Origin of the sequence: Bacillus salitolerans (genome assembly GCF_042680805.1) — a bacterium.
Classification (GTDB): domain Bacteria; phylum Bacillota; class Bacilli; order Bacillales; family SA4; genus Bacillus_CJ; species Bacillus_CJ salitolerans.
Genome location: NZ_JBHUEM010000001.1, coordinates 258,097 through 282,766, shown reverse-complemented (window position 1 = coordinate 282,766; position 24,670 = coordinate 258,097). Strand labels below are relative to the sequence as shown.

At 38.2% G+C, this 24,670-nt stretch carries 26 protein-coding genes; 2 read left to right on the top strand and 24 right to left on the bottom strand.

Going from position 1 to position 24,670, the window contains the following annotated elements; genetic code table 11:
• Positions 1-225, bottom strand: a complete 225-nt coding sequence (locus ACFSCX_RS01340; RefSeq protein ID WP_377926289.1) for an AtpZ/AtpI family protein — start codon at positions 223-225, stop codon at positions 1-3.
• A 272-nt stretch (positions 226-497) separates the two neighbouring features.
• A complete protein-coding gene (locus tag ACFSCX_RS01335; RefSeq protein ID WP_377926288.1) occupies positions 498-2,783 on the bottom strand; it encodes a S8 family serine peptidase in 2,286 nt (761 codons plus the stop codon).
• A 200-nt stretch (positions 2,784-2,983) separates the two neighbouring features.
• On the opposite strand from ACFSCX_RS01335, the gene ACFSCX_RS01330 reads away from it, so the two are divergent.
• Positions 2,984-3,574, top strand: coding sequence for a VOC family protein (locus tag ACFSCX_RS01330; protein WP_377926287.1), 591 nt, complete (start codon positions 2,984-2,986; stop codon positions 3,572-3,574).
• 50 nt (positions 3,575-3,624) lie between these two features.
• On the opposite strand, the gene pssE is transcribed toward ACFSCX_RS01330, so the two are convergent.
• From pssE to pdxR, 9 genes are all read right to left on the bottom strand, one after another.
• Positions 3,625-4,104, bottom strand: a complete 480-nt coding sequence (gene pssE / locus ACFSCX_RS01325; RefSeq protein ID WP_377926286.1) for a PssE/Cps14G family polysaccharide biosynthesis glycosyltransferase — start codon at positions 4,102-4,104, stop codon at positions 3,625-3,627.
• Positions 4,101-4,583, bottom strand: coding sequence for a PssD/Cps14F family polysaccharide biosynthesis glycosyltransferase (gene pssD / locus ACFSCX_RS01320; RefSeq protein WP_377926285.1), 483 nt, complete (start codon positions 4,581-4,583; stop codon positions 4,101-4,103). The genes pssE and pssD overlap by 4 nt, the downstream gene beginning before the upstream one ends.
• 105 nt (positions 4,584-4,688) lie before the next feature.
• A complete protein-coding gene (locus ACFSCX_RS01315) occupies positions 4,689-6,140 on the bottom strand; it encodes an O-antigen ligase family protein (RefSeq protein ID WP_377926284.1) in 1,452 nt (483 codons plus the stop codon).
• Positions 6,141-6,264: 124 nt separating this feature from the next.
• Positions 6,265-7,758 carry a murein biosynthesis integral membrane protein MurJ gene (murJ, locus tag ACFSCX_RS01310; protein WP_377926283.1) on the bottom strand — a complete coding sequence of 498 codons (1,494 nt, stop codon included), beginning with the start codon at positions 7,756-7,758 and terminating at the stop codon, positions 6,265-6,267.
• A gap of 104 nt (positions 7,759-7,862) precedes the next feature.
• Positions 7,863-9,020 (bottom strand): polysaccharide pyruvyl transferase family protein, encoded by a 1,158-nt coding sequence (locus ACFSCX_RS01305; protein ID WP_377926282.1) that lies wholly within the window; start codon positions 9,018-9,020, stop codon positions 7,863-7,865.
• A 387-nt stretch (positions 9,021-9,407) separates the two neighbouring features.
• On the bottom strand, positions 9,408-10,037 hold the full coding sequence (gene upp, locus ACFSCX_RS01300; protein ID WP_377926281.1) for a uracil phosphoribosyltransferase: 630 nt from the start codon (positions 10,035-10,037) through the stop codon (positions 9,408-9,410).
• 260 nt (positions 10,038-10,297) lie between these two features.
• Positions 10,298-10,468, bottom strand: a complete 171-nt coding sequence (locus ACFSCX_RS01295; protein ID WP_377926280.1) for a hypothetical protein — start codon at positions 10,466-10,468, stop codon at positions 10,298-10,300.
• 373 nt (positions 10,469-10,841) lie between these two features.
• Positions 10,842-12,077: a serine hydroxymethyltransferase gene (gene glyA / locus ACFSCX_RS01290; protein ID WP_377926279.1), complete on the bottom strand. Its 1,236-nt coding sequence runs from the start codon at positions 12,075-12,077 to the stop codon at positions 10,842-10,844.
• Between the two features lie 92 nt (positions 12,078-12,169).
• Entirely contained in the window at positions 12,170-13,552 is a 1,383-nt protein-coding gene (pdxR, locus tag ACFSCX_RS01285) for a MocR-like pyridoxine biosynthesis transcription factor PdxR (protein WP_377926278.1), read from the bottom strand.
• A 161-nt stretch (positions 13,553-13,713) separates the two neighbouring features.
• Between pdxR and ACFSCX_RS01280 the strand changes: the two genes are divergently transcribed.
• Positions 13,714-14,142 carry a GNAT family N-acetyltransferase gene (locus tag ACFSCX_RS01280; RefSeq protein WP_377926277.1) on the top strand — a complete coding sequence of 143 codons (429 nt, stop codon included), beginning with the start codon at positions 13,714-13,716 and terminating at the stop codon, positions 14,140-14,142.
• A gap of 81 nt (positions 14,143-14,223) precedes the next feature.
• On the opposite strand, the gene ACFSCX_RS01275 is transcribed toward ACFSCX_RS01280, so the two are convergent.
• The 13 genes from ACFSCX_RS01275 to phnC all read right to left on the bottom strand — a co-directional run bounded on the left by ACFSCX_RS01275 (position 14,224) and on the right by phnC (position 24,653).
• Positions 14,224-15,078: a PHP domain-containing protein gene (locus ACFSCX_RS01275; protein WP_377926276.1), complete on the bottom strand. Its 855-nt coding sequence runs from the start codon at positions 15,076-15,078 to the stop codon at positions 14,224-14,226.
• Positions 15,075-15,515: a GNAT family N-acetyltransferase gene (locus tag ACFSCX_RS01270; protein WP_377926275.1), complete on the bottom strand. Its 441-nt coding sequence runs from the start codon at positions 15,513-15,515 to the stop codon at positions 15,075-15,077. Before ACFSCX_RS01270 ends, ACFSCX_RS01275 begins: the two co-directional genes overlap by 4 nt.
• Before the next feature lie 19 nt (positions 15,516-15,534).
• Positions 15,535-16,248: a phosphonate C-P lyase system protein PhnL gene (gene phnL / locus ACFSCX_RS01265; protein ID WP_377926274.1), complete on the bottom strand. Its 714-nt coding sequence runs from the start codon at positions 16,246-16,248 to the stop codon at positions 15,535-15,537.
• Positions 16,248-16,886: a DapH/DapD/GlmU-related protein gene (locus ACFSCX_RS01260; protein WP_377926273.1), complete on the bottom strand. Its 639-nt coding sequence runs from the start codon at positions 16,884-16,886 to the stop codon at positions 16,248-16,250. The genes phnL and ACFSCX_RS01260 overlap by 1 nt, the downstream gene beginning before the upstream one ends.
• Before the next feature lie 5 nt (positions 16,887-16,891).
• On the bottom strand, positions 16,892-18,088 hold the full coding sequence (phnM, locus tag ACFSCX_RS01255) for a phosphonate metabolism protein PhnM (protein ID WP_377926272.1): 1,197 nt from the start codon (positions 18,086-18,088) through the stop codon (positions 16,892-16,894).
• Positions 18,089-18,107: 19 nt separating this feature from the next.
• Positions 18,108-18,953: an ATP-binding cassette domain-containing protein gene (locus ACFSCX_RS01250; protein ID WP_377926270.1), complete on the bottom strand. Its 846-nt coding sequence runs from the start codon at positions 18,951-18,953 to the stop codon at positions 18,108-18,110.
• Positions 18,950-19,810 (bottom strand): alpha-D-ribose 1-methylphosphonate 5-phosphate C-P-lyase PhnJ, encoded by an 861-nt coding sequence (locus ACFSCX_RS01245; RefSeq protein WP_377926269.1) that lies wholly within the window; start codon positions 19,808-19,810, stop codon positions 18,950-18,952. Before ACFSCX_RS01245 ends, ACFSCX_RS01250 begins: the two co-directional genes overlap by 4 nt.
• Positions 19,811-19,832: 22 nt before the next feature.
• On the bottom strand, positions 19,833-20,957 hold the full coding sequence (locus ACFSCX_RS01240) for a carbon-phosphorus lyase complex subunit PhnI (protein ID WP_377926268.1): 1,125 nt from the start codon (positions 20,955-20,957) through the stop codon (positions 19,833-19,835).
• The gene (gene phnH, locus ACFSCX_RS01235; protein WP_377926267.1) at positions 20,945-21,583 is read right to left on the bottom strand and encodes a phosphonate C-P lyase system protein PhnH; all 639 of its coding nucleotides are present in this window, start codon (positions 21,581-21,583) and stop codon (positions 20,945-20,947) included. Before phnH ends, ACFSCX_RS01240 begins: the two co-directional genes overlap by 13 nt.
• Complete coding sequence (phnG, locus tag ACFSCX_RS01230; protein ID WP_377926266.1) at positions 21,570-22,007, bottom strand: phosphonate C-P lyase system protein PhnG; 438 nt, start codon at positions 22,005-22,007, stop codon at positions 21,570-21,572. The genes phnH and phnG overlap by 14 nt, the downstream gene beginning before the upstream one ends.
• A 216-nt stretch (positions 22,008-22,223) precedes the next feature.
• Positions 22,224-23,066 carry a PhnE/PtxC family ABC transporter permease gene (locus tag ACFSCX_RS01225; RefSeq protein ID WP_377926322.1) on the bottom strand — a complete coding sequence of 281 codons (843 nt, stop codon included), beginning with the start codon at positions 23,064-23,066 and terminating at the stop codon, positions 22,224-22,226.
• Between the two features lie 23 nt (positions 23,067-23,089).
• Positions 23,090-23,875, bottom strand: coding sequence for a PhnE/PtxC family ABC transporter permease (locus ACFSCX_RS01220; RefSeq protein WP_377926265.1), 786 nt, complete (start codon positions 23,873-23,875; stop codon positions 23,090-23,092).
• The gene (phnC, locus tag ACFSCX_RS01215; protein ID WP_377926264.1) at positions 23,865-24,653 is read right to left on the bottom strand and encodes a phosphonate ABC transporter ATP-binding protein; all 789 of its coding nucleotides are present in this window, start codon (positions 24,651-24,653) and stop codon (positions 23,865-23,867) included. The genes ACFSCX_RS01220 and phnC overlap by 11 nt, the downstream gene beginning before the upstream one ends.
• Positions 24,654-24,670 lie beyond the last annotated feature (17 nt).

The window sequence follows — 24,670 nt, the reverse complement described above, 5'->3', positions numbered from 1 at the left end:
TTATGATTCTCCTGAAAAGAAATGTTGGATTAATCGGAGCATACCATAGACTCCAGTTGCTAATCCTAGCAGAAGGCCAATGATTAAAAAGAGTGGAAAGGTTCCGATCATTTGATCTAACCATCGCCCCATAAAAATACCGGCGAGGATCGAACCTACTAATTGAGAAAGAATGGCTCCATATAGTGCCACAGCTTGAATAGGGTGCCGATCGTTTTTGCGCATAAACTACGCTCTCCTTCGGCTACGACAGGGTCGTTTTTTTCATAAAAAAAGGTTTGAAAAATATTGAGTTTACGCATTTGTAAACCTTATCATTCTACCCTTTGTTAGCATACAATAGCACTTTGTCAATGTCAATCAATTACCGTGAAAAAGTTCACAATCTAGACTCCAATTGTTTACAAATTGTTCACAATAGGATTTTTTCCCTTTACCCTCATAATTATCCAACATACATTATGGTTATCCAGAGCTTTTAGACAAGTGGGAAAACCTCACTTTAATTCAAATTTGTTCTTTGAACGCTCCTCTAAAACAATTGCGTCATCTACTAGAATTTCCGCTTCTATTGTGTCTTCTCGGCCCTTGTTCTTAGCAAAAACCAACGCTTTATATACTCCCTTTAAGCCTAGCTCCTTTATATTGACGCTTCCCTCTAAATTCCCTCTACTAATTTGCTGCTTATAATCTAGATACGTTATAAACCTAAAGGTATCCGGGTCGTATAGGGCAATTCCAAATTCCTCTGCTCCTCCCGGTAAATATGCTTCGTATCTATACGTATCTTGTTCATCACCGGGACTAAATTGAAAGGTCATAATCCGTGGATAGTTCGGCTCTTCGATGACAAACAGATATGGAACGTTTACTTGGCCATGTTCCGTATGGAGTGTTATCCAGTTGGAATAGATCCCCTCTTTTATAATGGACGGTGTCATATCAATTGAGATGGATACCGTTTTCTTCTCGTGTGCCTTTAAACTAAAGGGAAGTGGTAAGTCCCACTGAATTCCCATTTCAGCTTTTGGCAATTCAAAAGAGTACGATTGTACCTGATTGGTTATATTTTCTATCGTAATTAATACACTCCGCTTTGTTCTAGGATGCTCATTATGAAACATCCCTAATGAAAATGAGCTTGGATACACAAGCGTTTGTGCATGGACGGCTTTATCCACCTGGATTCGTCCTGCCCCTTGAATGACGGGCTCGTACATCTTGTTTTGATCTCCAATTCGTACCGCTGTGTTCATAAGAGATGCTTTTATTTGCTCTGGCGTCCATTCTGGATGAGCTTGCTTAATCAGAGCTGCAGCACCAGCAACATGTGGGGCTGCCATACTAGTACCTTGCAGTGATTCATAGCCTTTTGGGACTGTGCTATCAATAGCTACGCCCGGTGCAACAACATCTGGCTTAATATCCCACGTATATGTGACAGGTCCTCTTGAACTGAAGTCCGCCATCGTATCCTTTACTTGCTTATAGATTGTGTTAATGAATGAGTTCTTAGTTAGCTTAGAGCGTAAATACTCCCCATCTTCCTTAGATATAGAGACAACTGGTATGTCAAAATCTCTATCCAATCCCCCTGAAAAGCTTCCATTCGCATTGTTATAGATAATGACTCCTGTCGCTCCTTTTTCCATTGCGTTCCTCGCTTTTTCTGAAAATGGAATTTTTCCCCTTTCCACAAGAACGATGTTTCCTTTTACATCATCACCTAAATCGTCAGCCAACCCTAATTTTCCAAAAACAAGCTTCTCTCCTCGTTTAAACTTCCAAGGCTTAGATCCTTGCATGGGAGTTACTTCAATTTGTCGATTACTTGTCCCAATTGTTACATATGGAAGTTCAATAGGTGGGGTGGACGCACCTACCGATATCGCATTTAGGGCAGTACCAGGTGAGCCTACTGTCCAGATTTGCGGACCAGAATTTCCACTTGATGTAACGGCTACGATTCCGCTTTCGACCGCTTTGTTCAAGGCTATGCTTGTAGGCCAATCTGGTCCATTTACATCATTTCCAAGTGAAAGATTAATGATATCAACCTTATCTTCGATTGCTTTTTCTATTGCTGCGATAACTTGTTCTGATGTCCCCATCCCACCTGGACCTAGTGCACGATATGCAATTATTTCAGATTCTGGCGCAACTCCCTTCATCTGTCCGTTTGCTGCAATAATTCCAGCAACATGTGTTCCATGGATGGTTGGAAGGCCTTCATTGGCTTTTGTTTCCATTGGATCTTTATCTTGATCAACAAGATCATATCCACCTCTATAGTTATTCCTTAAATCAGGGTGAGTGTAGTCAACTCCTGTATCAATAACACCAACTTTGATTCCTTTTCCTGTTAAATGCTGCTGATCCGCATCTAAATACGAGCGAATTTCTTCTGCTCCAATATATGGAACACTTTGATCGATCGTTACTTGATAAGTTTGATTAGGATAAATATTATCGACACTTTGTATTTGTTTTAATTTATTTATCACTTTACGAGGTCCACTTATCGAATATCCCGTAAAGGCTACTGAAAATTGTTGATGAACCTTTATAGAAGTTTCTTTCTTTAGTAGTTCGTAGACTTCAGTTGTCAATGATTCCTTTGTTGTTATGATAACCGATTGAATTTCATCATCATCAATCTTAGGTGCTGACGGACGGTCAGGATACCGAAGTGTACCCGTTATCCCATCATTACTTGCCCCCATCAAGATTGTTGTCAAGATAAGTAATAATCCTATACTTACATACCGTAAATGAATTCCCATCATTCCCACCTCTTACCATAGGATGTGTCAGTATGCTTTGTTCCATTCGCCTGTGTTCATACACTGATTCCAACAAGGCGCCACTGCTATCAGTATAAAATACGTCACTATATTCAGCCAAAAGGATGAGGTTAATTTAAACATTTTGTTGGACGTCCATTTCACTCTTTTTTTATATAGTAGGAGGAGGAGGGATGAGAATGAAGCTATTTCATTATCATTATTGGACAGATTCAGTAGAAGAAACTGAGGATTTCTATTGGAAATGTGGTTTTAAAATTGTTCAACGGTTTGGAAAGAATAAAACGTACCACCCGCCATTAACATGGAATGATTTTAGAAAGGAACAACCCATCTTTCGAGTAATCGAGGTAAGAAAAGGTTCTGTTAATATCACGTTTGGTGAAGGTAAACGACCCATTTTTGATCATATTGGATTTTTAGTTAATAAGGCTGAACAACATTCAATATGCAAGAGGGCAATGAAATTAGGGTGGGGTACGGAGATGAACGAAAGACGCACGTTCATTCGAGCACCTTTTGGTTTACGATTTGAATTACAATGTAGAGAAGAGGTTATAGATGACATTGGCGCAAAGTTTGCGATAAAAGGGATGAAAATTGGTATAAAAAAAGAGGATGGCATCAACCAAGTAACAAGTGTGTTTAATAGCAGCTTACCTGAGATTCAATTTGTTAAAAGCGACAAGCTTGAATTACAATGTGTTCTCGTTAACGGGTTACATCAATATTACAAGGACCCAAACGGAGTTGTGCTTCTCCCCTCTTAAAAAGCGTAAGGGAGAGGGATCAACGCCCTACTCCCTCACGGATTTTCATACTATATATTATTTATAAAATCTTCAATAATTGATAACATTTGATCTCTTCCTGACTTAAATGGTTTCGGTTCAAATGTAGTTGCCTGCTGAATGATATCTTCGAGCGAGTCTCCATCATGCCAAGCTACTATATAGCCTGCTTGTACAAATTCATCTACAAGTTGAAGTTGATGATCATCATTGTGTTCTCCATATTTCTCAAGCCTTGGTGCAGCAATTACTTTTTTACCTTTTTTGATACCAGTAATGACTGAACCTGTCCCTGCGTGAGTGATGATTAACCTCGCCTCATCATATAGAGCTCCTAATTCTTCATAGCTTATAAATGGTATGAGCTTCATATGAGAACTTGTAAATTTTGTATGCCCACTTTGGACGACAATTTCATCATCAAGCTTTCCGGCAGTTTTTAAAGAATCTACCGCTTCTAATAGTCTTGTAAAAGGTAATTCATGCGTTCCTAACACAACTAATATCAATAGATAGACCCTCCATAAACCGCTTTAGGATAAATCTCCTTCATTGTTTCCCACTGAACAATAAATAAATCTGCAATAGGGTATACGAGTTTACCTGATAAAGTCGGGCTTGTAGATTTTGCGAAGCTTTCTATAAATATGACCTTCTTACCAAAAAGCTTTGCGATATAACACATTGGTACCGAAGTGTGAACACCGGTTGTCACAATAACATCAGGACGTTCACGAATAAAGAGATAGAGTGATTTCATAATGTTGAATGAAAACTTAAATAAATATTTGAATGGATAGTTCCTTGCACCATATACAAGGAACGCCATTGGGTGCTTCTCTTTAAACTTCTCCGTAATGCTTGATTTCTCAGTTACGATAATATACTCGTATTTGTTAAACAGAGGTTCAAGCTGCATAAGCTGTGTAAAATGGCCACCAATTGAAGAAATAAACATGACCTTTTTCCGTTTTTTATTTCTATCCATATACGTTCACTCCGTATTTCTTTTATCATGTGAACAAGTAATCTTCATTAGCATACATTGGAAGACTACCATTACTAATAAAGGCATTAGTTCACTAATATAATACTACTTTACCTGTAACATTAAATCTTTGCTTTTTCCATTTAACACAAAACCAAGGAAAATGAAGAAGTAAAGTGTGAATATATCTTCTTCCCAAATGTTATACACAAGACCAGCAAAATAGCTGGCAACGACAATTCCTACCATTACTTTTAGGAAATCTCCTTGCTCTTTTCTTTTCCACATGTCAAATAGCATTCCTAGTAGAAAAATGGCAAAAAGGATCACACCTATGGCTCCAGTTTGAACAATGACTTGGATATATTGATTATCAGAATAAAAATCAACATACTCAATATCATAGTCTTCATAGATTGGAGACAAATAACTTTGTGTGGCCGAATCTCCAAATGTAGCAAATCCAGTACCTGTAATAGGATGGTCTTTAAATATTTCAAGTCCCTTTTTTACGAACTCAAGTCGTCCAACATTTTGGTTAAATTTAATTATATTATCAGGGTTAAATCTTCCTTTAATCCCTTCGTCACCTTTAACCGTGTCATACATTGTTTGATTTTCACGTTGCTTTTGACCAAAATCTGTTGTTTCAGCAATTTTTACACCTAGCTCCGCAGGAACTACTACAAATAAGATCGCTGAAACTGCTATGATCGCAAGTTTCTTAAGAAAACGCCAGTTTCTAGATAGAAGCAAGTATACTAATGTTGCGACGGTTAAGACAATTAGCCCTCCTCGTGAGTACGTTAAAATCCAAACTCCGAAGAATAGCACTAACCCAATATTTAATACTTTGGCCGTTCTGCCTTTTTCAAAAAACGATTTTAAATATAAGGTGATAAGGAACATAAACATCATAAGTAACCCTAATGCATTCGGGTTGCCGATTAGACCATATATTCTAATTTGGTTTGTTGAAGAAAGCGGTAGATCAATCCACGTTTGCGGAAGAAGTACTGTACGTATAGATACTTTTTCGATTAAACCATGAATACATATAATAGCTGCCACTGCGAATGAAGACCATAAAAATTTTCGAATGTCGTCCTTTGTAATATCCAACCGTCTTACAATATAAATTAACAAGAATAGTAGTAAAAATGCTCGAAGCTGGAATACTAGTGCAACCGGAGATACATTATTTACAAATCCGATTACTGCACCAAAAATACAATACACAATAAAAGCCCATTCAAAGACATTTAACTTAAACCAACTTTTCCAATCTTTCCTTGTACTCCATAATACTCTTAGAAGAGCTACAAAAATAATAGCGTCTCCAATCAGTTTTAGACCAGGGTTTAGTTCTATCAATATTGGCCTTAACGGAATATAAGCGAGTAAGATGATCATTGCATTTTTCGGATAAAGCCAAGTATAAACCGCAAAGCTAAGTGCGATCAATAACCCTAAATATTCATTAGGGATTAATGAGCCGATTAAAAAGATAAGTAAGCTTAACCATAAAAAGTGTAATTCTCTCCAATTAAATGACATCTTTTTCTCCTTCCATTTCCACTACTAATTTTATATTTTTGCTCTGTTTAAGAATGTATTGTGATTTTCACATATCGGAAAGCGAGCGTCATGTCTACGGATTAACAGGCAAGTTTAACAGAACCTATTTTTTAATAAAGGTTAATAAAGGTTCACACTTGATCAAGAATGAAGCTAACGCATACGTTATTACTCCAATCACAATTATGATGAGTGTAAACAGATAGGATGAAAACATAACCTCTATATAATTTCCTGCAAAATAGATGGCAGAATACATAATCGTGGTTGCAATAATCACTTTCAAAAATTCAAGTCCTAATTTTCTCATTGGAAGTCCTCCAATGATGTTAACGAGAATTACAAAGCAGCTGCCCACATACAAGAATGCAACAACCGAAGAGGAAAGAGCAAGACCAATGTACCCAAACCATTCTGAAAATATGAAATTAAATAGGACTTTAAAAAATATAGATGCTAAACCTACATATAATATATAATGACCCTTTTGAATGGAATAAAATGCTTTCGTAATAACCATATGTAGACTAAAAAATAAGATCGTACCAAGATAATAGATTCCCACCTTACTCGTTGCTAAGGTAGAAGCTTCATTAAATTCTCCGCGTTCATATAAAATCTCAATAATTTGTGGCATCAAATATAGCATACCTATCAGTGATGGCAGGAGAATATAAAAGATGGTTGATAACCCTTTTTCAATCCCATTTTTAAACATGTCATTATCATTTTTGGCAGCAGCACGCGCTAAAATCGGTAACACAACCGTTCCGACTGTCACACCAAAGATTTGCTGCGGAAACTGTACGACACGAAAAGCATAGTTCAAATAGGACAAAACACCTTCACCAAAACGATTGGCAAAGAAGCTATCGATAAGCAAGGAAACTTGTCCAATTGCTACAGTGATTCCAATTGGTAAGAACACCTTGTAAAAACGCTTCACATCTTCCCAATCAGTTTTGTTCTTTAATGTAATAAGTTTTTTCGGAAGCAAAGCTAAGTATTTCACACATAATGAAATGAGAGTTCCGGCAATATAACCAATTGCCGCACCATAAATACCTACTGGTTTTGCTAATATAACAATTCCACCAATTGTAAATAGAACGACTATGGTTTGAGAGAATACAGACCAAGAGAAGCGATTGACGGCATCTAAATAACCTTCTAAAACGGCATTTAGACCTACAAATACAATCGTCCCAAAGTAGATACCCGCAGTCCAAACTAATACATCGTGGGCATTGTCACTAAAATTGGGGTATATGGCTGGTAGTAATATTGGAGACAAAATTATCCCTATTATAGAGGCAATCAGTCCTATAATAAAGGTTCCTTTAAATACTGACGTAATATGTTCCGATTCTTTCCCCTTATCTTTTGCACTAATATAACTCGGTACAAACGTATCCTTCATCCCGGTTACCATAAATAAAATTAGCATATTTGCCGCTAAAAATGACGATAGGTAAGCATCTGTAATCTCTGTTGTACCAAAGTAATAGGCAATGAACATATCACGTAGCATACTAGAAATCTTCAAGAAGAAAGTTGCAAATATTAATAAAAAACCAGTAAATCTGAGATTTGCCATTTGTCTCCCACTTTCAAATGCGATCACATAATCAATATAAAACAAAAAGAAGGTATTTATAAAATCTATATGTTACATACTTTTTGAACTACCAATCCTTTGCTCTATCTTTGATTCTTTTGGACGAATTGTTTTAGAAAATGACTGCCACTATTAGAACGTTTTATAAGGTCTTTTGATATTTGTTGAATTTGTGATTGATGAGCTTCCCAATTGTTCGTAATAGAAGATTCGATAATGGTCTTTAATGTATCTTCCTTTTGGAGATCATCCATCGCCATCGAATAAATTTTTCTTCCAATCATCTCCATAAAATGGATCACCTTATGGTGATATCCAACCCCTATAATCGGGGTTTCAGTAATTAAAGCGAGTATCAACGAGTGAAGCCTAGTCCCAATAACTAGGTCTTGCTTTGCACTAATTTGCAGGAGATCCTTTGGACCTAAGTTTTTTTCAATGATCTCCACTCGTTCTCCATGCTCCATTTCCGAAGCGATATGCTTTGTAACTTCAACGTCCTGAGGGAACTTTGTTGAATAGAACGTAATTTCGAGTTCTGGATTGGAAGTAAGTAATGTATCGAGATTTCGAGCCATTCCTTTTACATAAGATTGATACCTGACTTGATCTGCTTGTGGCCAGTAATTCTCATGATAATAAGGAACTGCTGTCACCCCGATTTTTCGTAATTTCGTTGATCTCAATCTTTTTTGAGTAATAGGCATAGAAAAAGCCGGATCAGGAATAACGTTTATCGCTTTCTTACATCCGATATGGTTAAGTAGTGCCTTTGATTTTTCGTCTCTTACTGAGACGAAGCTTGCCATATTCACCAATTTTTTTATAAAATACTTCCCAGTTGAAGTAGTGATTGGACCAGCTCCCACACCGTATACGACGACATGACAACCTGCAATCTTACTAATCATTCCAAGTGACCCGTATAATGGAGCATCACGTTTATATAAGTCCATTAGCAATCCTCCACCACCAATTATGAGGACGTTTAACGTTCTCATAATTTTGTAACTCTCTATTACGGTTTTGAATAAATCTGCCTTTTTCGTATCCTTCTTATATAACAAAGGTACAGACTTAATCCCATAATAAGATTCTGTTTTTTCAGGGTGATTACTAAATATTGTAATATCTTTTGTCTCTACATGTAGGTGACTTGTTAATTGGTTTAGTATGCCTGTCAAAATGGCTTCATCGCCGTTATTGTCATTGCCATAGTTCCCTATAATTCCGACCTTCATATGTTAGTTCCTCTACTTATCAATTTTTGTCTTATCATCATATTACTACAAAATTCGGGCCAACAGGAAGTTGGTCACTCGGATGTTGCCACAGGACATGGCGCCTTTAATCCGAGTTCCACAATATCGTAACACAAAAAGAACATATTTTCTATTCATCATCTGAACACCTGTTTTACTCTCACATGAAACCATTCCATTTGAAAACTTGACTTGCACTAAGTCCTTTAACGCCGGCGATATCATCTTTTACCTAATTCGGTGTCCTATTGAAACGTATTAATATGTAAACAATTTCTTAGTTGACTTATAAAGAATGTATGCTTTCCTGTAGTTCAAAAAAGACACCAAACGATACTAGTTTTGGTGTCTTTTTTCTAATTAATTTTATTTAGTTCCAAATAATCTATCTCCAGCATCTCCAAGACCTGGAACGATATAACCGTGGTCATTTAACTTTTCGTCCATTGCAGCTACGTAAATATCTACATCTGGATGTTCTTTTTGGACAAGTTCTACACCCTCTGGAGCAGCGATGATACACATAAGCTTAATATTCTTGGCACCGCGCTTTTTTAACGAGTGAATCGCTTCAGCTGCTGATCCACCTGTTGCCAGCATTGGATCTAACACAATGAAATCTCTTTCTTCCACATCACTCGGAAGCTTCACATAGTATTCGACAGGCTGAAGTGTTTCAGGATCACGATATAAACCTACATGTCCCACTTTTGCAGCTGGGATTAACTTTAGTATCCCGTCAACCATTCCAAGACCAGCACGTAAAATGGGAATAAGACCTAGCTTCTTTCCAGCAAGAACATTAGTCATGGTTGTTGCTACTGGTGTTTCGATTTCAATTTCTTGAAGAGGAAGATCACGCGTAATTTCGAAGGCCATCAAGCTTGCCACTTCATCTACTAACTCACGAAACTCCTTTGTCCCTGTATGCTTATCACGTATGTACGATAATTTATGTTGAATTAATGGATGGTCAAATACGTAAACTTTACTCAATCCGGTCATCTCCTTTACTTTTCACACTTCCATAGATTTTACAGAAAAATATGGTATTCATCAAGTCATTCTCTTGTATTTTTAACGATTCGTGAACGAACGATTCACATAAGCAAAAACCAATTGATGATTACTTATGAAAAATATTAATAGGAAGAAAGAAAGCATGACTAGCAACTAATTAATAGAGATTAGCAGGACAATAACGAAAAAATGACCGTTTTCCTATATGAAAACGGTCATTAATATGTTTCTAGCTTTTATGTAATACTTCGGTCGACTGCACTCTGCCAATCGGGAAAATAATATAGAGCATTTTTCATTAAGTTAGGATGAGATTTCTTTATTTTCTTCTTGTTTAATTCTCCCATGCCTCTACTTAATTGTTGGATTTCCGACACCACTTGCTCTACTGTCATATCTGCTTCCATCTATCATTCCTCCTTTACGAAATTATTCCTATAATGCCCTTGGTGTTTTGTTCTTAGTCTTATTTTTTTGATTTATTAAAAAAAGTGAAATATTAAATTAAATATTTCTGTTAAACTTAGTTGTTGATTTCCGTTGAAGGAGCTCGCTTTCCGCGGGCGAGTCCGGGAGCCTCCTCGGCGCGAAGCGCCTGTGGGGTCTCCCGAGACCCGTTCTCCCGCAGGAGTCTCGCCCCTTCCACTCCAATCAACATCGATGTAAAAATCAAAAATAAAATTTAACACAGCCTATCAGTTAACAGAAAAAATTCACTGAGATAAGTACTGATAGAAGCAAAAAAAGACAGCTGTTGTCTAACAGCTGTCCTCTCATTAACTAGGCATATAAAGGGAATTTTTTTGTGATTTCTAACACACGGTTTGAAGCGTCTGCCAGGTTCTTTTCATCTTCTGGGTTTTTTAATGTTTGGACAATAATAGATGCGATTTCATCCATTTCTGCCTGACCAAAGCCTCTAGTTGTAACAGCTGCTGTTCCGATACGAATACCGCTTGTGACAAATGGGCTTTCTGGATCAAACGGAATCGTGTTTTTATTCACTGTGATTCCAACTTCATCTAATACCTTTTCAGCAATTTTACCTGTGATGTTTAATGAGCGGACATCAACAAGTAATAAATGATTGTCTGTACCATCAGATACAATCGTCAATCCTTCTTTTTTCAGGGACTCTGCTAAACGAGAAGCGTTGTCCACTACATTCTGAATATATGTTTTAAAGTTATCTTGCAAGGCTTCACCGAAAGCCACTGCTTTTGCAGCGATAACATGCATTAATGGACCACCTTGAATACCTGGGAAGATGGATTTATCAATTTGCTTAGCAAACTCTTCTTTACAAAGAATCATTCCACCACGTGGTCCTCTGAGTGTTTTATGTGTAGTAGTTGTAACAAAGTGTGCATGAGGAACCGGGTTTGGATGCAAACCAGCAGCTACTAATCCTGCAATATGTGCCATATCTACCATTAAATAAGCTCCAACCTCATCTGCAATTTCACGGAAACGCGCAAAGTCAATGGTACGCGGGTATGCACTTGCACCTGCAACGATTAATTTTGGTTTATGCTCCTTTGCTTTCTCTAACACATCATCATAGTTGATTCGGTGTGAATTCTCATCAACACCATACTCTACAAAGTTATATTGAATACCACTGAAGTTAACATGGCTACCATGAGTTAAGTGGCCACCGTGAGAAAGGTTCATTCCTAGAACCGTATCACCTGGCTTTAAAACGGTAAAGTAAACGGCCATGTTTGCTTGGGCACCTGAGTGAGGTTGAACATTCGCATGCTCTGCACCAAATAGCTCCTTCGCACGATCACGCGCTAAATTCTCTACCACATCCACATGCTCACAGCCACCATAGTAACGACGGCCTGGATACCCTTCTGCATATTTATTTGTCATGACAGAACCTTGCGCTTCCATCACTGCTTCCGTTACAAAATTTTCAGAAGCAATTAACTCGATTTTGTCCTGTTGTCTTTTACGCTCAGCTTCAATCGCTTCAAATACTAGTGGATCTTGACCCTTTAAAGTTCCCATTGCTAATCCCCCTTTTCGTATGTACGCGCTATCACTTTCTTATTTTACCATTTTTCCCTGATTGTTAATAGAACGATAAGTAAGTAATTATTTTACCGCCAAGCTTCTCCAAGTGTTCTTATACCAGTTTGAATTTCTTCTAAACTCACACCGCCATATCCGATTAGAATTTCCGTTTTCTCCTGCTTACACTTTGAATAAAATTGAGAGGTTTCATACACTCTTATCCCATTTCTCATAGCTTTTGTTATTAATTTCTGCTCATCCCGGTTTCTTTGGTCTTGGAGAATAATATGGAGGCCTGACTTTTCCCCTCTTACTATCATCTCTCTCTGAAAACATTCTTGTATCGATTGAATGAGGATCTGCTGTTTTTTTCGATAGAGTGTTCTCATTTTGTTAATGTGCTTTTCCCAATGTCCTTCTTTCATAAATAAGGCAAGGGTTTGTTGATTGATTTTAGAAACAGATTGCTTCATTAAAGAAAGAGATTCTTTGTATTGAGCTAGTAGTGTTGGTGGTAAAACGAGATAATTTACTCGAAGCGACGGAACTAATGATTTTGAAAATGTTCCTAAATATATGACCCTATTCTGTTGATCCAAACCCTGTAAGGCAGGGATTGGGCGACCTTCATACCTAAATTCTCCATCATAATCATCCTCAATAATATAGCCTTCAACGTCATAGGCCCACTTAATTAATTGTTGACGCTGATGTATAGGCATAATCATTCCTAAAGGGAACTGATGTGAGGGTGTACAATAAACAATGTTAGCTTTTGATGATAATAATTGCTCAATACTTAATCCATCTTCTTCTACCGGAATAGGGCAAATGCTCATCCCTATCTTTTGAAAGGTCCACTTGGCTCGGTGATAACCTGGGTCCTCAAAAGCAAGTATCGACCCCTTTTCAAATAACATCCCAAGCAGAATTAATAAATTTTGCGTTCCTGCACCAATGACAATTTGATCAGGAGAGCATTGAACACCTCTTGCTCGGTAAAGGTATTGTGATAGTTCTTCTCGTAGTTCGTATTCACCTTGTTCATGACCAACATGTAAAATTTGCGGATGATCTAATGCTTGGAGAGAGCACTTTCTCCATACTTTTATAGGAAAATGGTCAATATCTACATTTCCTTGACTGAAATCAATGGTGTAGGGATTATTCTTGTTGTCTGGTATGCATGATGCTTTTTGTGTTCTTTCCGCGAAAACATCCTCATTTTGGACTCTTTGAACAAAAATCCCCTGCTTCGGTCGACTCTCAACATATCCCTCAGCGATGAGCTGTTGATAGGCTGATTCAACCGTATTGATACTTACCTTTAAATGGGACGCGAGCTTACGCTTTGAAGGTAATTGATCTCCTTTTCTATAAAAACCAGCCATAATATCCACTTTCAGCTTTTCATATATTTGCATGTATAAGGGACTATCATTAGAGAAGTTTATTACGATTTCCTTCATTTTCTACCATCCTTTTTATTTTAAAGAACTCTTACACACTTCTAACACTTTAACAGTTTTATATCTGAACCTATCAAAAACAATAAAACTGACACTTTTGTACCAACCAGTGTGAATTTATAGTATGAGTATAAACGGTTTAGTATGAAGGAGGAAGAGCAATGAGTACTAAAGTGAAGGAAATGGTTAATGAGGAAGAATGGTTGGAGGCATTTCCAGTGATGAATGAGCTTCGGACACATCTTTCAGAGGAAGAGTATTTGAAGCTATTGTCTAGTATGATTCTCCAGGGTTATCGTATGTTTGCACTCTATGCAGAGGGAAAGGTTGTTGCAGTTACAGGGATAATTGAGCTAGTAAATCTATATAATTTAAAGCATATTTATGTTTATGATTTAGTAACTAGTGATTCGGAGCGTTCCAAAGGGTATGGAGAGGAATTGTTACAATACATTCATACGGTCGCAAAAGAGAGAGGCTGTCAGTTCGTTGCCTTATCGTCAGGCCTTCAACGAGTAGATGCTCACCGTTTTTATGAAGAAAAAATGAAGTATCAGAAAACCTCGTTTGGATTTGTGTATTCTGTATAGTTAATTCCAACGCGCCTATGCTCTTTCCAATGATAGATATCAAAAGGCTAATTCTACGAATTAGCCTTTCCTTATTATTTATCAAACTTCTAGTCTAGTTTTCCTTTTCTTCAATTCCTCATACCATTCTACTTTGGTAACATAATCTCCAATCGAGGTGTCTGCATCACTGTAAAACCCATGAAAATCAGATCCGCCCGTCTTAACAAGATTCAGCCGGTCTGCTAATTCAAGCGCTTTTGTTTTATCTTCATGTGAATGGAGGGGATGCTCGACCTCAATCCCTTCTAGCCCTGCTTCTACCCACTCTTCAACAGCATCAAAACTATTAAATTGACCTGGATGTGCTAATACCGGTATTCCTCCAGCATCCTTAATTGCTAGAATGGCATTCTTAACATCTACATAAGTTATGGGAACAAATGCAATGCCAGGAGCTCTCGTTTCACTGCCTCTGTAAAATAAAGTTTTATAGAGTTCTCCATAAATTCGATCGGTATAGCCTTTATCTAGAAGAGCATGCATTATGTGTTGCTTATATACGCCTGTTCCACCAGAAGCATATTCTATTACCTCCTCCCATGTAATGTTGTAGCCGGCTGCCATAATCTGCTGCACCATTTGAAAGGAGGTTTGATGTCGTTCTTCCCTTAGGCTCCCACACAATTTATCGATAGCCTCATGCCCCTGAGTCACAAAAAAACCTAATATATGAGCACGAGATTTTCGTCTATGATCGTACGCTGATATTTCGATACCGGGAATGACTTCCACCCCATATACTCTTCCTAGTCGTTCAGCCTCTCGGAGTCCTATCGTTGTATCATGGTCTGTAATCGCTAAGTGTGTTACACCTCTAGCAGCTGCTATTTTAAGCACTTCTTCCGTTGTCATAGAGTTATCCGATATTTTCGTATGGCAATGTAAATCGATCAAGATGCACCTACCTCCGTCACAAAACTTACTCCATGTCTTTTAAATCCAAGTGAATCATAAAAAGCATGGGCTTCTTCTCTTATCTCATTACTAGACAACATCAGTTTATAGCTTCCCTTCTCGGCAGATAAATGAACAGCTTCCTGCATCATTTCCCTACCAATCCCCGTTCTTACATGTGTAGGATGAACGACTACGTTTTCGAGTATCGCAAACTTCTGACCACCATGCCCGAAGTTATCACAGATGATTAATGAAAACGTACCAACTACGACGTCGTTTTTCAGTGCAAAATATACTTTATAAAATGGATAGGTTTGAATGGTTAACAGCATACTTTCTGCTTGCTCAATCGTTAGTGTGTGATCAGCATCTAATTCTTTAAGCAACTCTAAATATAAAGGTAAATCTTCTTTTACAAGCTCTCGATAAATCATAAGAAATTTGCTCCTTTACTTAAACACCTACAACCCTTTTAAACAACCCATTCGCTAGATGATATTGATCATCTATTACTGTCTCCATAAAATCTAAGTCATGGAAAATCCCAATCATACTCGTACCGGAGTTTTTTAATTCAATAATCATTTCTTTTACCGATTCCTTTGAAGAATTATCTAAAGATGCAGTGGGCTCATCTAATAAGAGAAGCTTTGGACTTTTTACCATTGCCTGTGCTAAGTTTAGTCTCAACTTTTCCCCTCCACTAAACGTTCTAGGAAAGGTATCCCATAATGATTCTGGCAGCTTAAAATGTTCAAGAATCACCTTCGCTTTTTCACGGGCCGTTTCAAGTTCAATGCCCATCTCCATAATCGCTTCCATGACCACTTCTAATGCTGTCACTCGTGGCATGACATTTAAAAACTGTGAAACGTATCCAATTTCTTGCTTACGAATCGTAATCATTTCTCGTTCTGTTGCCTTCACTAAATCAATCGGACCATACTTTTCTGAGTTGTAAACGATACGTCCTGAAGTTGGTTTATATGTTCGATATAAACTTTTCAATACCGTTGATTTACCGGCTCCACTTTTTCCTGTTATCCCAAGGAAGGTTCCTGCATTAAGGGAAAAACTTATACCACTGCATCCGATAATATGCTTATCTTGTAGGTGGTGCATGGTAAATGATTTTTCTAATTCCTCGACTCTCAATAGTTCTTTCATTATGAACCTCCTTTACATTCAGACTCTTCACTATACAGTTCAATAAATTTCTCAAGGTCATTTAATGTGTCAAAGCGTTCTTCTAACATCCCTCGATCCCAATTCCACCATTGTATGTTTAAAAGCTTTTCTACCATGTGTCTAGGAAAACGTTCACGTATTGGCTTGGCAGGGATTCCTACTGCAATCATATACGGAGGGATATCCTTTGTTACAACAGCTCCTGCCCCAATCACTGCACCTGTACCAATTGTGACTCCAGGCATAATAATAGCACCGTGGCCAATCCACACATCATGCCCAACCGTTACCTTATGTTCTTTTCGCCACTCGAAAAACTCTGTATCATCTTGACCAAGGTCATACTGTTCACGGCGATAGGTTGCATGGTGTTGTGTTACTCGCCACATCGGATGATTACCAGGGTTGATACGGACATGTGAGGCAATCGAACAAAACTTCCCTACTTCGGCATAAATAATTTGAGCATCTCCAGCGGTATAGCTATAATCTCCAAAACTAGATTCCTGAATGGTTGTATTTGGTCCAATTTCGGTCCATACCCCTAGCTCACTACTATGAACTACTGAACTCGGATGTATCGTTGGGGATTCACTTAACCGTTTCACTGGTTTCATTCCTTTCAGCTTAAATTCAACGCTAAGGATGGTAGTTGATACCTCATTTGACAGACAATCATACCATTAACAAAGACGGTTTCTAGAACAGGACGTGTTCTATCCTCTGAAACGATTAATAGATCTGCCTTCTTTCCTATCTCAATCGATCCTACTTCACTGTCAATACCTAAAGCTCTTGCTGGGTTGATAGACACCATATTGATTGCTTTATAGATTGGTATGTTATGTTGATGGTACAGCTTAAATGCAGCATGCAAAAGTGATGAAGGATAATAATCAGAGCAGAGAATGTCGACCACTCCGTTCTGAATGGCTTCAATGGCTGATAAATTTTTACTGTGGGATTTTCCAAGAAGTGCATTTGGTGCTCCCATTACGACATATAAACCCATCTCTTTCGCTCGCTTTGCTACTTCTAATTCAATTGGAAACTCGCTAATCGTTGCATTCCAGCTTTTTACCACAGATAATTTTTCAACCGTGTCATCATCATGGGAAGCAATCGGAATCCCGTACTCAGCGGCCAATTGGGCTAACTGTTCAATGACAGTTGAAGCTAACTTTTCCTGCCCTAAGCTTTCTTGAATGATGTTTTCTGCCTGTTCCTCTGTATAATGACGATGCTCCATTAGAAGCTTTTTATGGATTTCAATATCACGGAATTGACCTTGACCTGGAGTGTGATCCATAAAAGATAACTGGTCAATCATTTTCGTTTTGATTAAGTCCTGAACATCCTTTACAGCATCTATATTCGTAATTTCATATCGAAGATGCGTCTTATGACGGATCAAGTGCTGTTTTTTCGATAGCTCGACTATCTCCTTTATGAGTCCAATCACCGTTTGGTTCTGCCTCATCCACTTTTTTGCATATTCTTCTAGTAATGAAAGAGAGTGATAGATCGTTGTAATTCCTTCTCCAACTAGCTTCTTTTCAAGCTCATAAAAAGAAACCTCTAATGGAAAAATGCTGCTAGGTCTTGGCTCCATTTCTATCTCAATCGCATCACTATGCGAGTCTACTAAACCAGGAATAACCCAACTTCCATTTGCATCAATGTCATCAGAACACTCTGAAGCTAATGGTTCTTCTTCAATGCTAACAATTACCCCATCTTCTATTTCTAAACAGCCATCTAAGATTACTTTACTAGGCGTTACAATCTTTGCATTGACGATTCTTTTTCTATTGCTCATCTTCATCACCTCAGAGTTTTTATACATGTAAAAGCGAATGAACTAATTGTTGTGTATAAGGATGCTGCGGATCCTCTAAAATTTGATCTGTCAGACCCTGCTCAACAATTCGGCCATGTCTCATCACAATCGTTCTGTCAGCTAGCATTCGAATTACCCCCAAATCATGAGAGACAACGATCATTCCAACGTTAAATTCTCGTTGAATTTTTCGAATTAAATCTAACACCTTTGCTTGGACAGATAAATCCAATCCTGTTGTCACTTCATCTAGTAAAAGAATTGAAGGATTGTTTGCAAGAGCTTTTGAAATTTGTACTCGTTGCTGCATGCCACCACTAAAATTTTTCGGAAGCTCATCCATTCTAGCTAATGGAATCTCTACATGTTCTAATAGCTCTGCAGCTCTTTTCCTGATATCTCCTACATGAAATGAGCCCGAAGCAATTAATTTTTCAGCAATGTTTCCACCACTTGAAAAGGACATCTTAAGGCCCAGCCACGGGTTTTGATACACCATTCCCATTAAATAATTGCGAATATATCGCTTTTGCTGAGAGGATACTTTAAAAATATTTTCTTCCCCCTCTTTATAGGAAGATATAGCGGCTGATCCAGATGTCACCTCATCATCAAAATAGAGACTTTTAACGAGAGAACTTTTGCCGGAACCACTTTCTCCTACAATTCCTAAAATTTCACCTTTATAAAGATCAAGGTTCACATCAATACAAGCCCATACACTACCGCAAGAAGGGCAACGATTATCTTGGCCTGTTAAATCGTGTGGAGATTGACAGTTTTCACAACCACTTCCATATCGCTTATTTAATTCTTTAACCGTTAAAAGAGGTGAATCATTCATTGTACTACCCCCTTTTCTTGCTGTTTTTGTGAACAATAGCCAGTATCAGAGCATTGATGTTTCTTTTCTCCAGATTTCCCATCATATATTTCATCAAGGAAAACGTGGGTACTTCCACATAAGTGACATGCCAATCCTTCAAAGCTTTCCACTTCAAATGGATAATCCTCAAATTGCAGTGGTCTTACATTTGTATAAGGCGGAATTGCATAAATTTTCTTTTCACGGCCCGCACCAAATAAATAGAGTCCTTCCGCTTGATGAAGCTTTGGTAAATCAAAACGTGGAATGGGGCTCGGATTGAAAATATAGCGGTCATGGACCATGCTAGGATAATCAGCTCCAATCGTAATTTCCCCATATCTTACAATATCTTCATATAATCGTAGCCACATGCTGCTGTAATCCATTTCTGCATGTAATCGCTTTGTTTCTTTTTCCTTTGCTTCCACTCTACGTAACGGTTCTGGAAGAGGTACTTGCAGGACTAGAATCTGATCCTCGCGAAGAGGAATTTCAGGGACCCGATGGCGAGTTTGAATAATCGTTGCTTCTTCTGAATCATTTGTTGTATGGATGCCAGTACAGTTCTCTACAAGATGCTTAATACTAACTGCGTTGACGCTATCATCATGACCTTGATCAATCACCTTCAACCTATCCCGCTCACCTATTAATGCTAATGTTAACTGCAATCCACCTGTTCCCCAGCCTCTGCCAATCGGCATTTCTCGAGAAGCGAAAGGGACTTGATATCCTGGAATCGCAATTGCTTTTAACGTGGAACGGCGAATCTCTTTTTTGGAGCCTTCATCTAAAAAGGCAAAATTGTATACTTGCTCACGTTGACCGCTCATGATTTACCCCTACCTCTCTTTTTTAAGAATGACTAAAGGACACTTCACGATCCTGCTGTCCTTGTTTGTTACTCGGTTTAGCCCCTTCTTGAACCTGGCGAATCCGATCTAACATTGACTGGAATGTTATATAATGCGGAAGCTTTAAATGGGATACAAATCCATGCGCTTCAACACTATCGATATGTAATAAGACAAACTCTTCATCCTGTGTTGGTGTCTGACCGGATGTTTCTAAGCTTCTTTCCAAAATGGCCATTGCAATTGCCTTTACCTCGTTTTGACCAAATGTTAATCCGTAACCAAGCATAAACTCTATTTCTCCACGGTTATTTTGTGTAAAGGAATTAATCGTTTCTACTTCCGTCACCATGATTTCCCCAATATAAACAGAATCCTCTTCATCATCACTAAATGGATAAGGAATATGAACATCTGTGTAACCTACTCTTAGCTCTCCGATCGTTGGATGTACGACGCCATATCCCCTCATACTGCTATATGCAAGTGCTGTCATTGCCCCCGTTTCCCCTCTAGTTAAAATTTGAAGACGTGCAGAGCGGGGGGCTGGGAACATAAGCTTTTCTCTTGTCACATCAAAAGGCTCAGTCTCGTTTAACGGAACATTTCCTAGTAATCCCTGCTGTCTTAATAGCTCGGCTACCTTTTGATAAGACACCTCATCTTCTTCTATTTCAAGATCAAACTCTTGTAAAAATTGATGAACTGTTTCTACTTCCTCTTGTCGCAAATCAAAATTTAAGAGACGGTGTGTGTAGTCATACGTTGGTCCAAGTAGTTGTCCTCCTGGTATATCCTTGAATGAAGAAGAAATCCTCCGTATCACACGCATCTTACTTGGGTCAACAGTTAAGGAATACTGGGTTCTTTGTAATGTTGAGCGGTACGCTCTTAGTAAAAAAGCAGCCTCTGCTGGATCTCCTTCCGATTGTTTTAAGGCAAGTGCTGCATATTCAGGAGCATATAGTCCCCCTTCCCCCATTACACGGTCTATTAATAATCGAAATTGATTTCTAACTTCGCTCGTTTCTACTACGTTTTTTACATTCGATAGTCGGTATGATTGAACAAGCTTTGCCGCTTGCTCAATTGCCTTCTGGCCACCGGTTACAGCTACATATCCCATACATAACCCTCACTTTCTATCATCGTTGTTCTCGGGATTCCAACCATCTCACCACTAGATGAGACAACAATGATATCAACTCCAATTGGAAACTCCTTATTAACCTCTTTTCTAACTTCAACTAGATTGGTAGGCAAACCCTTTACATAACAGCTGGTGGTTTCTTTTATTCCTGGGCCAGACATAATAAGGTTTAGTCCAATAGGACCTTCAACTGAAATTTCTTCGACATGGAAGATAAGTGTTGCACTATTATGCGGGTCGGTTAGGGTTCCACATTTAACCTGATTGACGAGATTGAGAAATTCTCCTCCCGATAGAGAATGTTGTATGAATATATAATCTGCTGTTTGTAATGTCCCGGTTGTACTAAACGTACTCCACTTTAAAAACTGTTCTACTCTTTCTTTTTCCTCACAAACTATATAAAAAGATACTTCACGATCAAGTAGCGTATATGCAAGCCCAATTAGAGCTTTTGATAAACCACGATCTCCTTCAATTGGCCAGATATCCTCTTTTAGTGAGTTCACTTTTCCTGGTCTAGCCATACAATCTACAAGCTTACGAAATATTTGCTGAGTACCATGAACAAAATCAAATGTGTCGTAATTAGCTTTTGTCATTGTAATCCTCCATTGTGTCAAAATTCACCCGCGAATTAGCAACCATTGCATGTTCCTGCTGATGTCTATGGTGAATAGCTGTTTCCTCTTCTTCAAGCTTCTTAAGCCAAGTCTTTGTAATAGGTAAGTTCACATTAAACGCAGCATCAATAACGGCGATTTGATAAGAACGCTCGAACTCTTCCCCCATAATTGTCCCCATGCCGTATGTTCCTTCAATAGAAACGGTACATTCTGAAACAAGTACCTCCCCCATATAAAAGGGCTCTTTCGAAACAGAGTCTCTTACCTTCAACATTATCAATCCGGTCTTTGGTTTTCGTTCCAATCTCACTTCAACTAGCTCTTCAACTTGCAATGATAATTGCTTTAGTAATTCTGGATTTCCTTCCACTAATATCTTTGTTAATCGTGATTTTTTCATAGATTAGATGGATCTCCTCTCTCTTAAAAAGTGAACATTTCTTTGTAATCACTTTGACATTTTCAATCTATCTTATTGACAAGTTACAAAGGTTACAGATATGTAAAAGATATATTTACATTTGATTTAGGATTAAAAATAGGGAAGCTTACTTTTCAATAAAGGTGAAATCTTCGCAAAAAAAAAATGCCGAACTCAATGTTCGACAATTACTATTTATACATTTGTTTTTAATCTTGATTTAATTCTCATCGCGATAAATTCTAATAGGATGGCAACTGCTAAAATAAAGTATGTGATAGTTCCTATTTCACGCAAGTCAAAATAGAAGCCACTTGCCATGAACATATCAAATCCAATCCCACCAGCACCCGCTGCTGCTCCCATCGCAACTGCTACACCAAAATTAATCTCGAATCGCATAAATGTCCAAGAAATGATATAGGTAATCGAGGATGGTATGACTGCTTGACAAATAATTTGCCACCAACTTGCACCACTCGCCTTTAAAGCTTCAATGACACCTTTATCTAACTCTTCGAATGACTCTGAGTATGCCTTTGTTAAATAACCAACCGAGTGAAAGGTCATTCCAATAACGGCAGCAACACTACCGAGTCCGGCGGCAACCGCAAAGATTAACACCCATAATACGGTGGGCACCGCTCGAATAAAAGCAATGATACCCTTAATTGTATTTGACATTGCTTTACTAGAAAGGTTTTGGGCTGAAAGTAGTCCAAGTAGTAAGGCGATAAAGGCTCCAAATATGGTCGTTAAGACCGCTAAACCTAGGGTGATTAATACTTGATAAGCAGCTTCCCAAAAGGTGAAATGAGCGAAATGAGGTTCTAAGAACATCACGCCAAAGTTATCAAGTGTTGCAACGACTCCACCGATAAAACTAATATCCTTATAATCGAAGGTTAAAAAGCCATAGATCGTTAAAAGAAAGAGGCATATCAATGTTCCTCTTATCACGAGTGTTTCTTTATTAAGTGGCTTTATTTTTATTCGCTTAGATGAAGATGGTTGTACCCCACCATTTGGACCAGTCATCACTGGTTTGTTCTGAAATCCCACTACAAAATCACCCTTCTAATATAGTTTGAGATGTATTCGATCGTAAAAATAGAAATCACAATCATTAGGACAACTAAACTTGCGGCATTATAATTCAAGCTCTTGTAATATAGATTGAATGAGAAGCCGATACCAGTCCCCGTTAAAATTCCAACAAGTGTCGCACTTCGAATACTCGTTTCAATCGTAAACAATAGCCAGCTAATCATTTGAGGAATACTTGCTGGAATCACAGAGTGGATGATAATCGATAAGTAACTAGCTCCTGTTGCCGTTAAAGCTTCAACTGAACTATTACTTACTTCATCAATCGTTTCCATGAATGCACGTGTCAAAAATCCGAATGATACAAAAAACAGGGCGAAATATCCCGTTAAGGAGCTTTGACCAAAGGAAAAAAGAAGGATCATAGCCCAAGCTGCCACATCAATATTACGGAATAAAGTAGCAATCCCTCGGGCTAATGTCCCAATAAAGCTATTTACTCTCGTCGTGTTTGATCCTAAAATGGCAAATACAAGTGCAAACATCCCTGCCACTGTTGAGGCGGCAAATGAGATGAGAAGTGTTTCCTGAAGCTTTTCCCATATTTTCGGTAGCTTCTCAAGAGACTTTTCATCGGGATAAAAATTATTAAATCCCCATTCGATTGCTTCAGGGATGGAGGCAAACCCTTTAACAACGTCATATTCTGTTACGGTAATCGCTCCGTAGGTGATAAGTAGAAGCAAACTAGTTATAAGTATTGAGTTTAATCGTTTTTTGGCAAAAAATTTATCCTGCATTTTTTTCACCTATATCAATCATCAGATCACTAGCTTCCGATCCATAGATTCCTTGAATTTCTTTGTTAGTCATTTCCTTTGGAGAACCGTTGAACACAACTTCCCCCTTACTTACCCCGATAATACGGTCTGAATACTTGAGTGCCACGTCTACCTGGTGTAAGTTAATCAACACGGTGATACCCATTGAGGATGAGATGTTTTTCAAATGATCCATAATAACCTTAGAAGCATTCGGATCTAAGGAAGCAATTGGCTCATCACATAACAGCATTTTTGGATTTTGAATTAATGCTCTTGCAATACCTACACGTTGTTTTTGCCCACCACTAAGCTGATCACAGCGTTTATATACTTGATCCTCTAACCCTAATAGAGATAAAATATGCAGCGCTTGTCGTTTTTCTTCTTCCGTATAAATTCCAAGCGCACCTGTAATCATTGACTTATAGCCCAGTCTTCCGTGAAGCACATTTTCAATGACGCTTAAACGATTAACTAGGTTATAGTGTTGGAAAATCATCCCTATTTTAGTGCGCAACTTTCGAAGCTCGCTCTTTTTTAAGTCCATAACCTTCACATCATTGAACATGATTTCTCCGCTAGTTGAGTCAATCATACGATTGATACAACGAAGGAGAGTTGATTTCCCTGCTCCTGACGGGCCAATGACGGAAACAAACTCTCCCTCTTTAACAGAGAAGCTAACATCTGATAACGCTAACGTATCTTTACCATACTGCTTTGATACATTGTTTAACTGTAATAACGTTGTCATGATTAACTCCTTTTTTA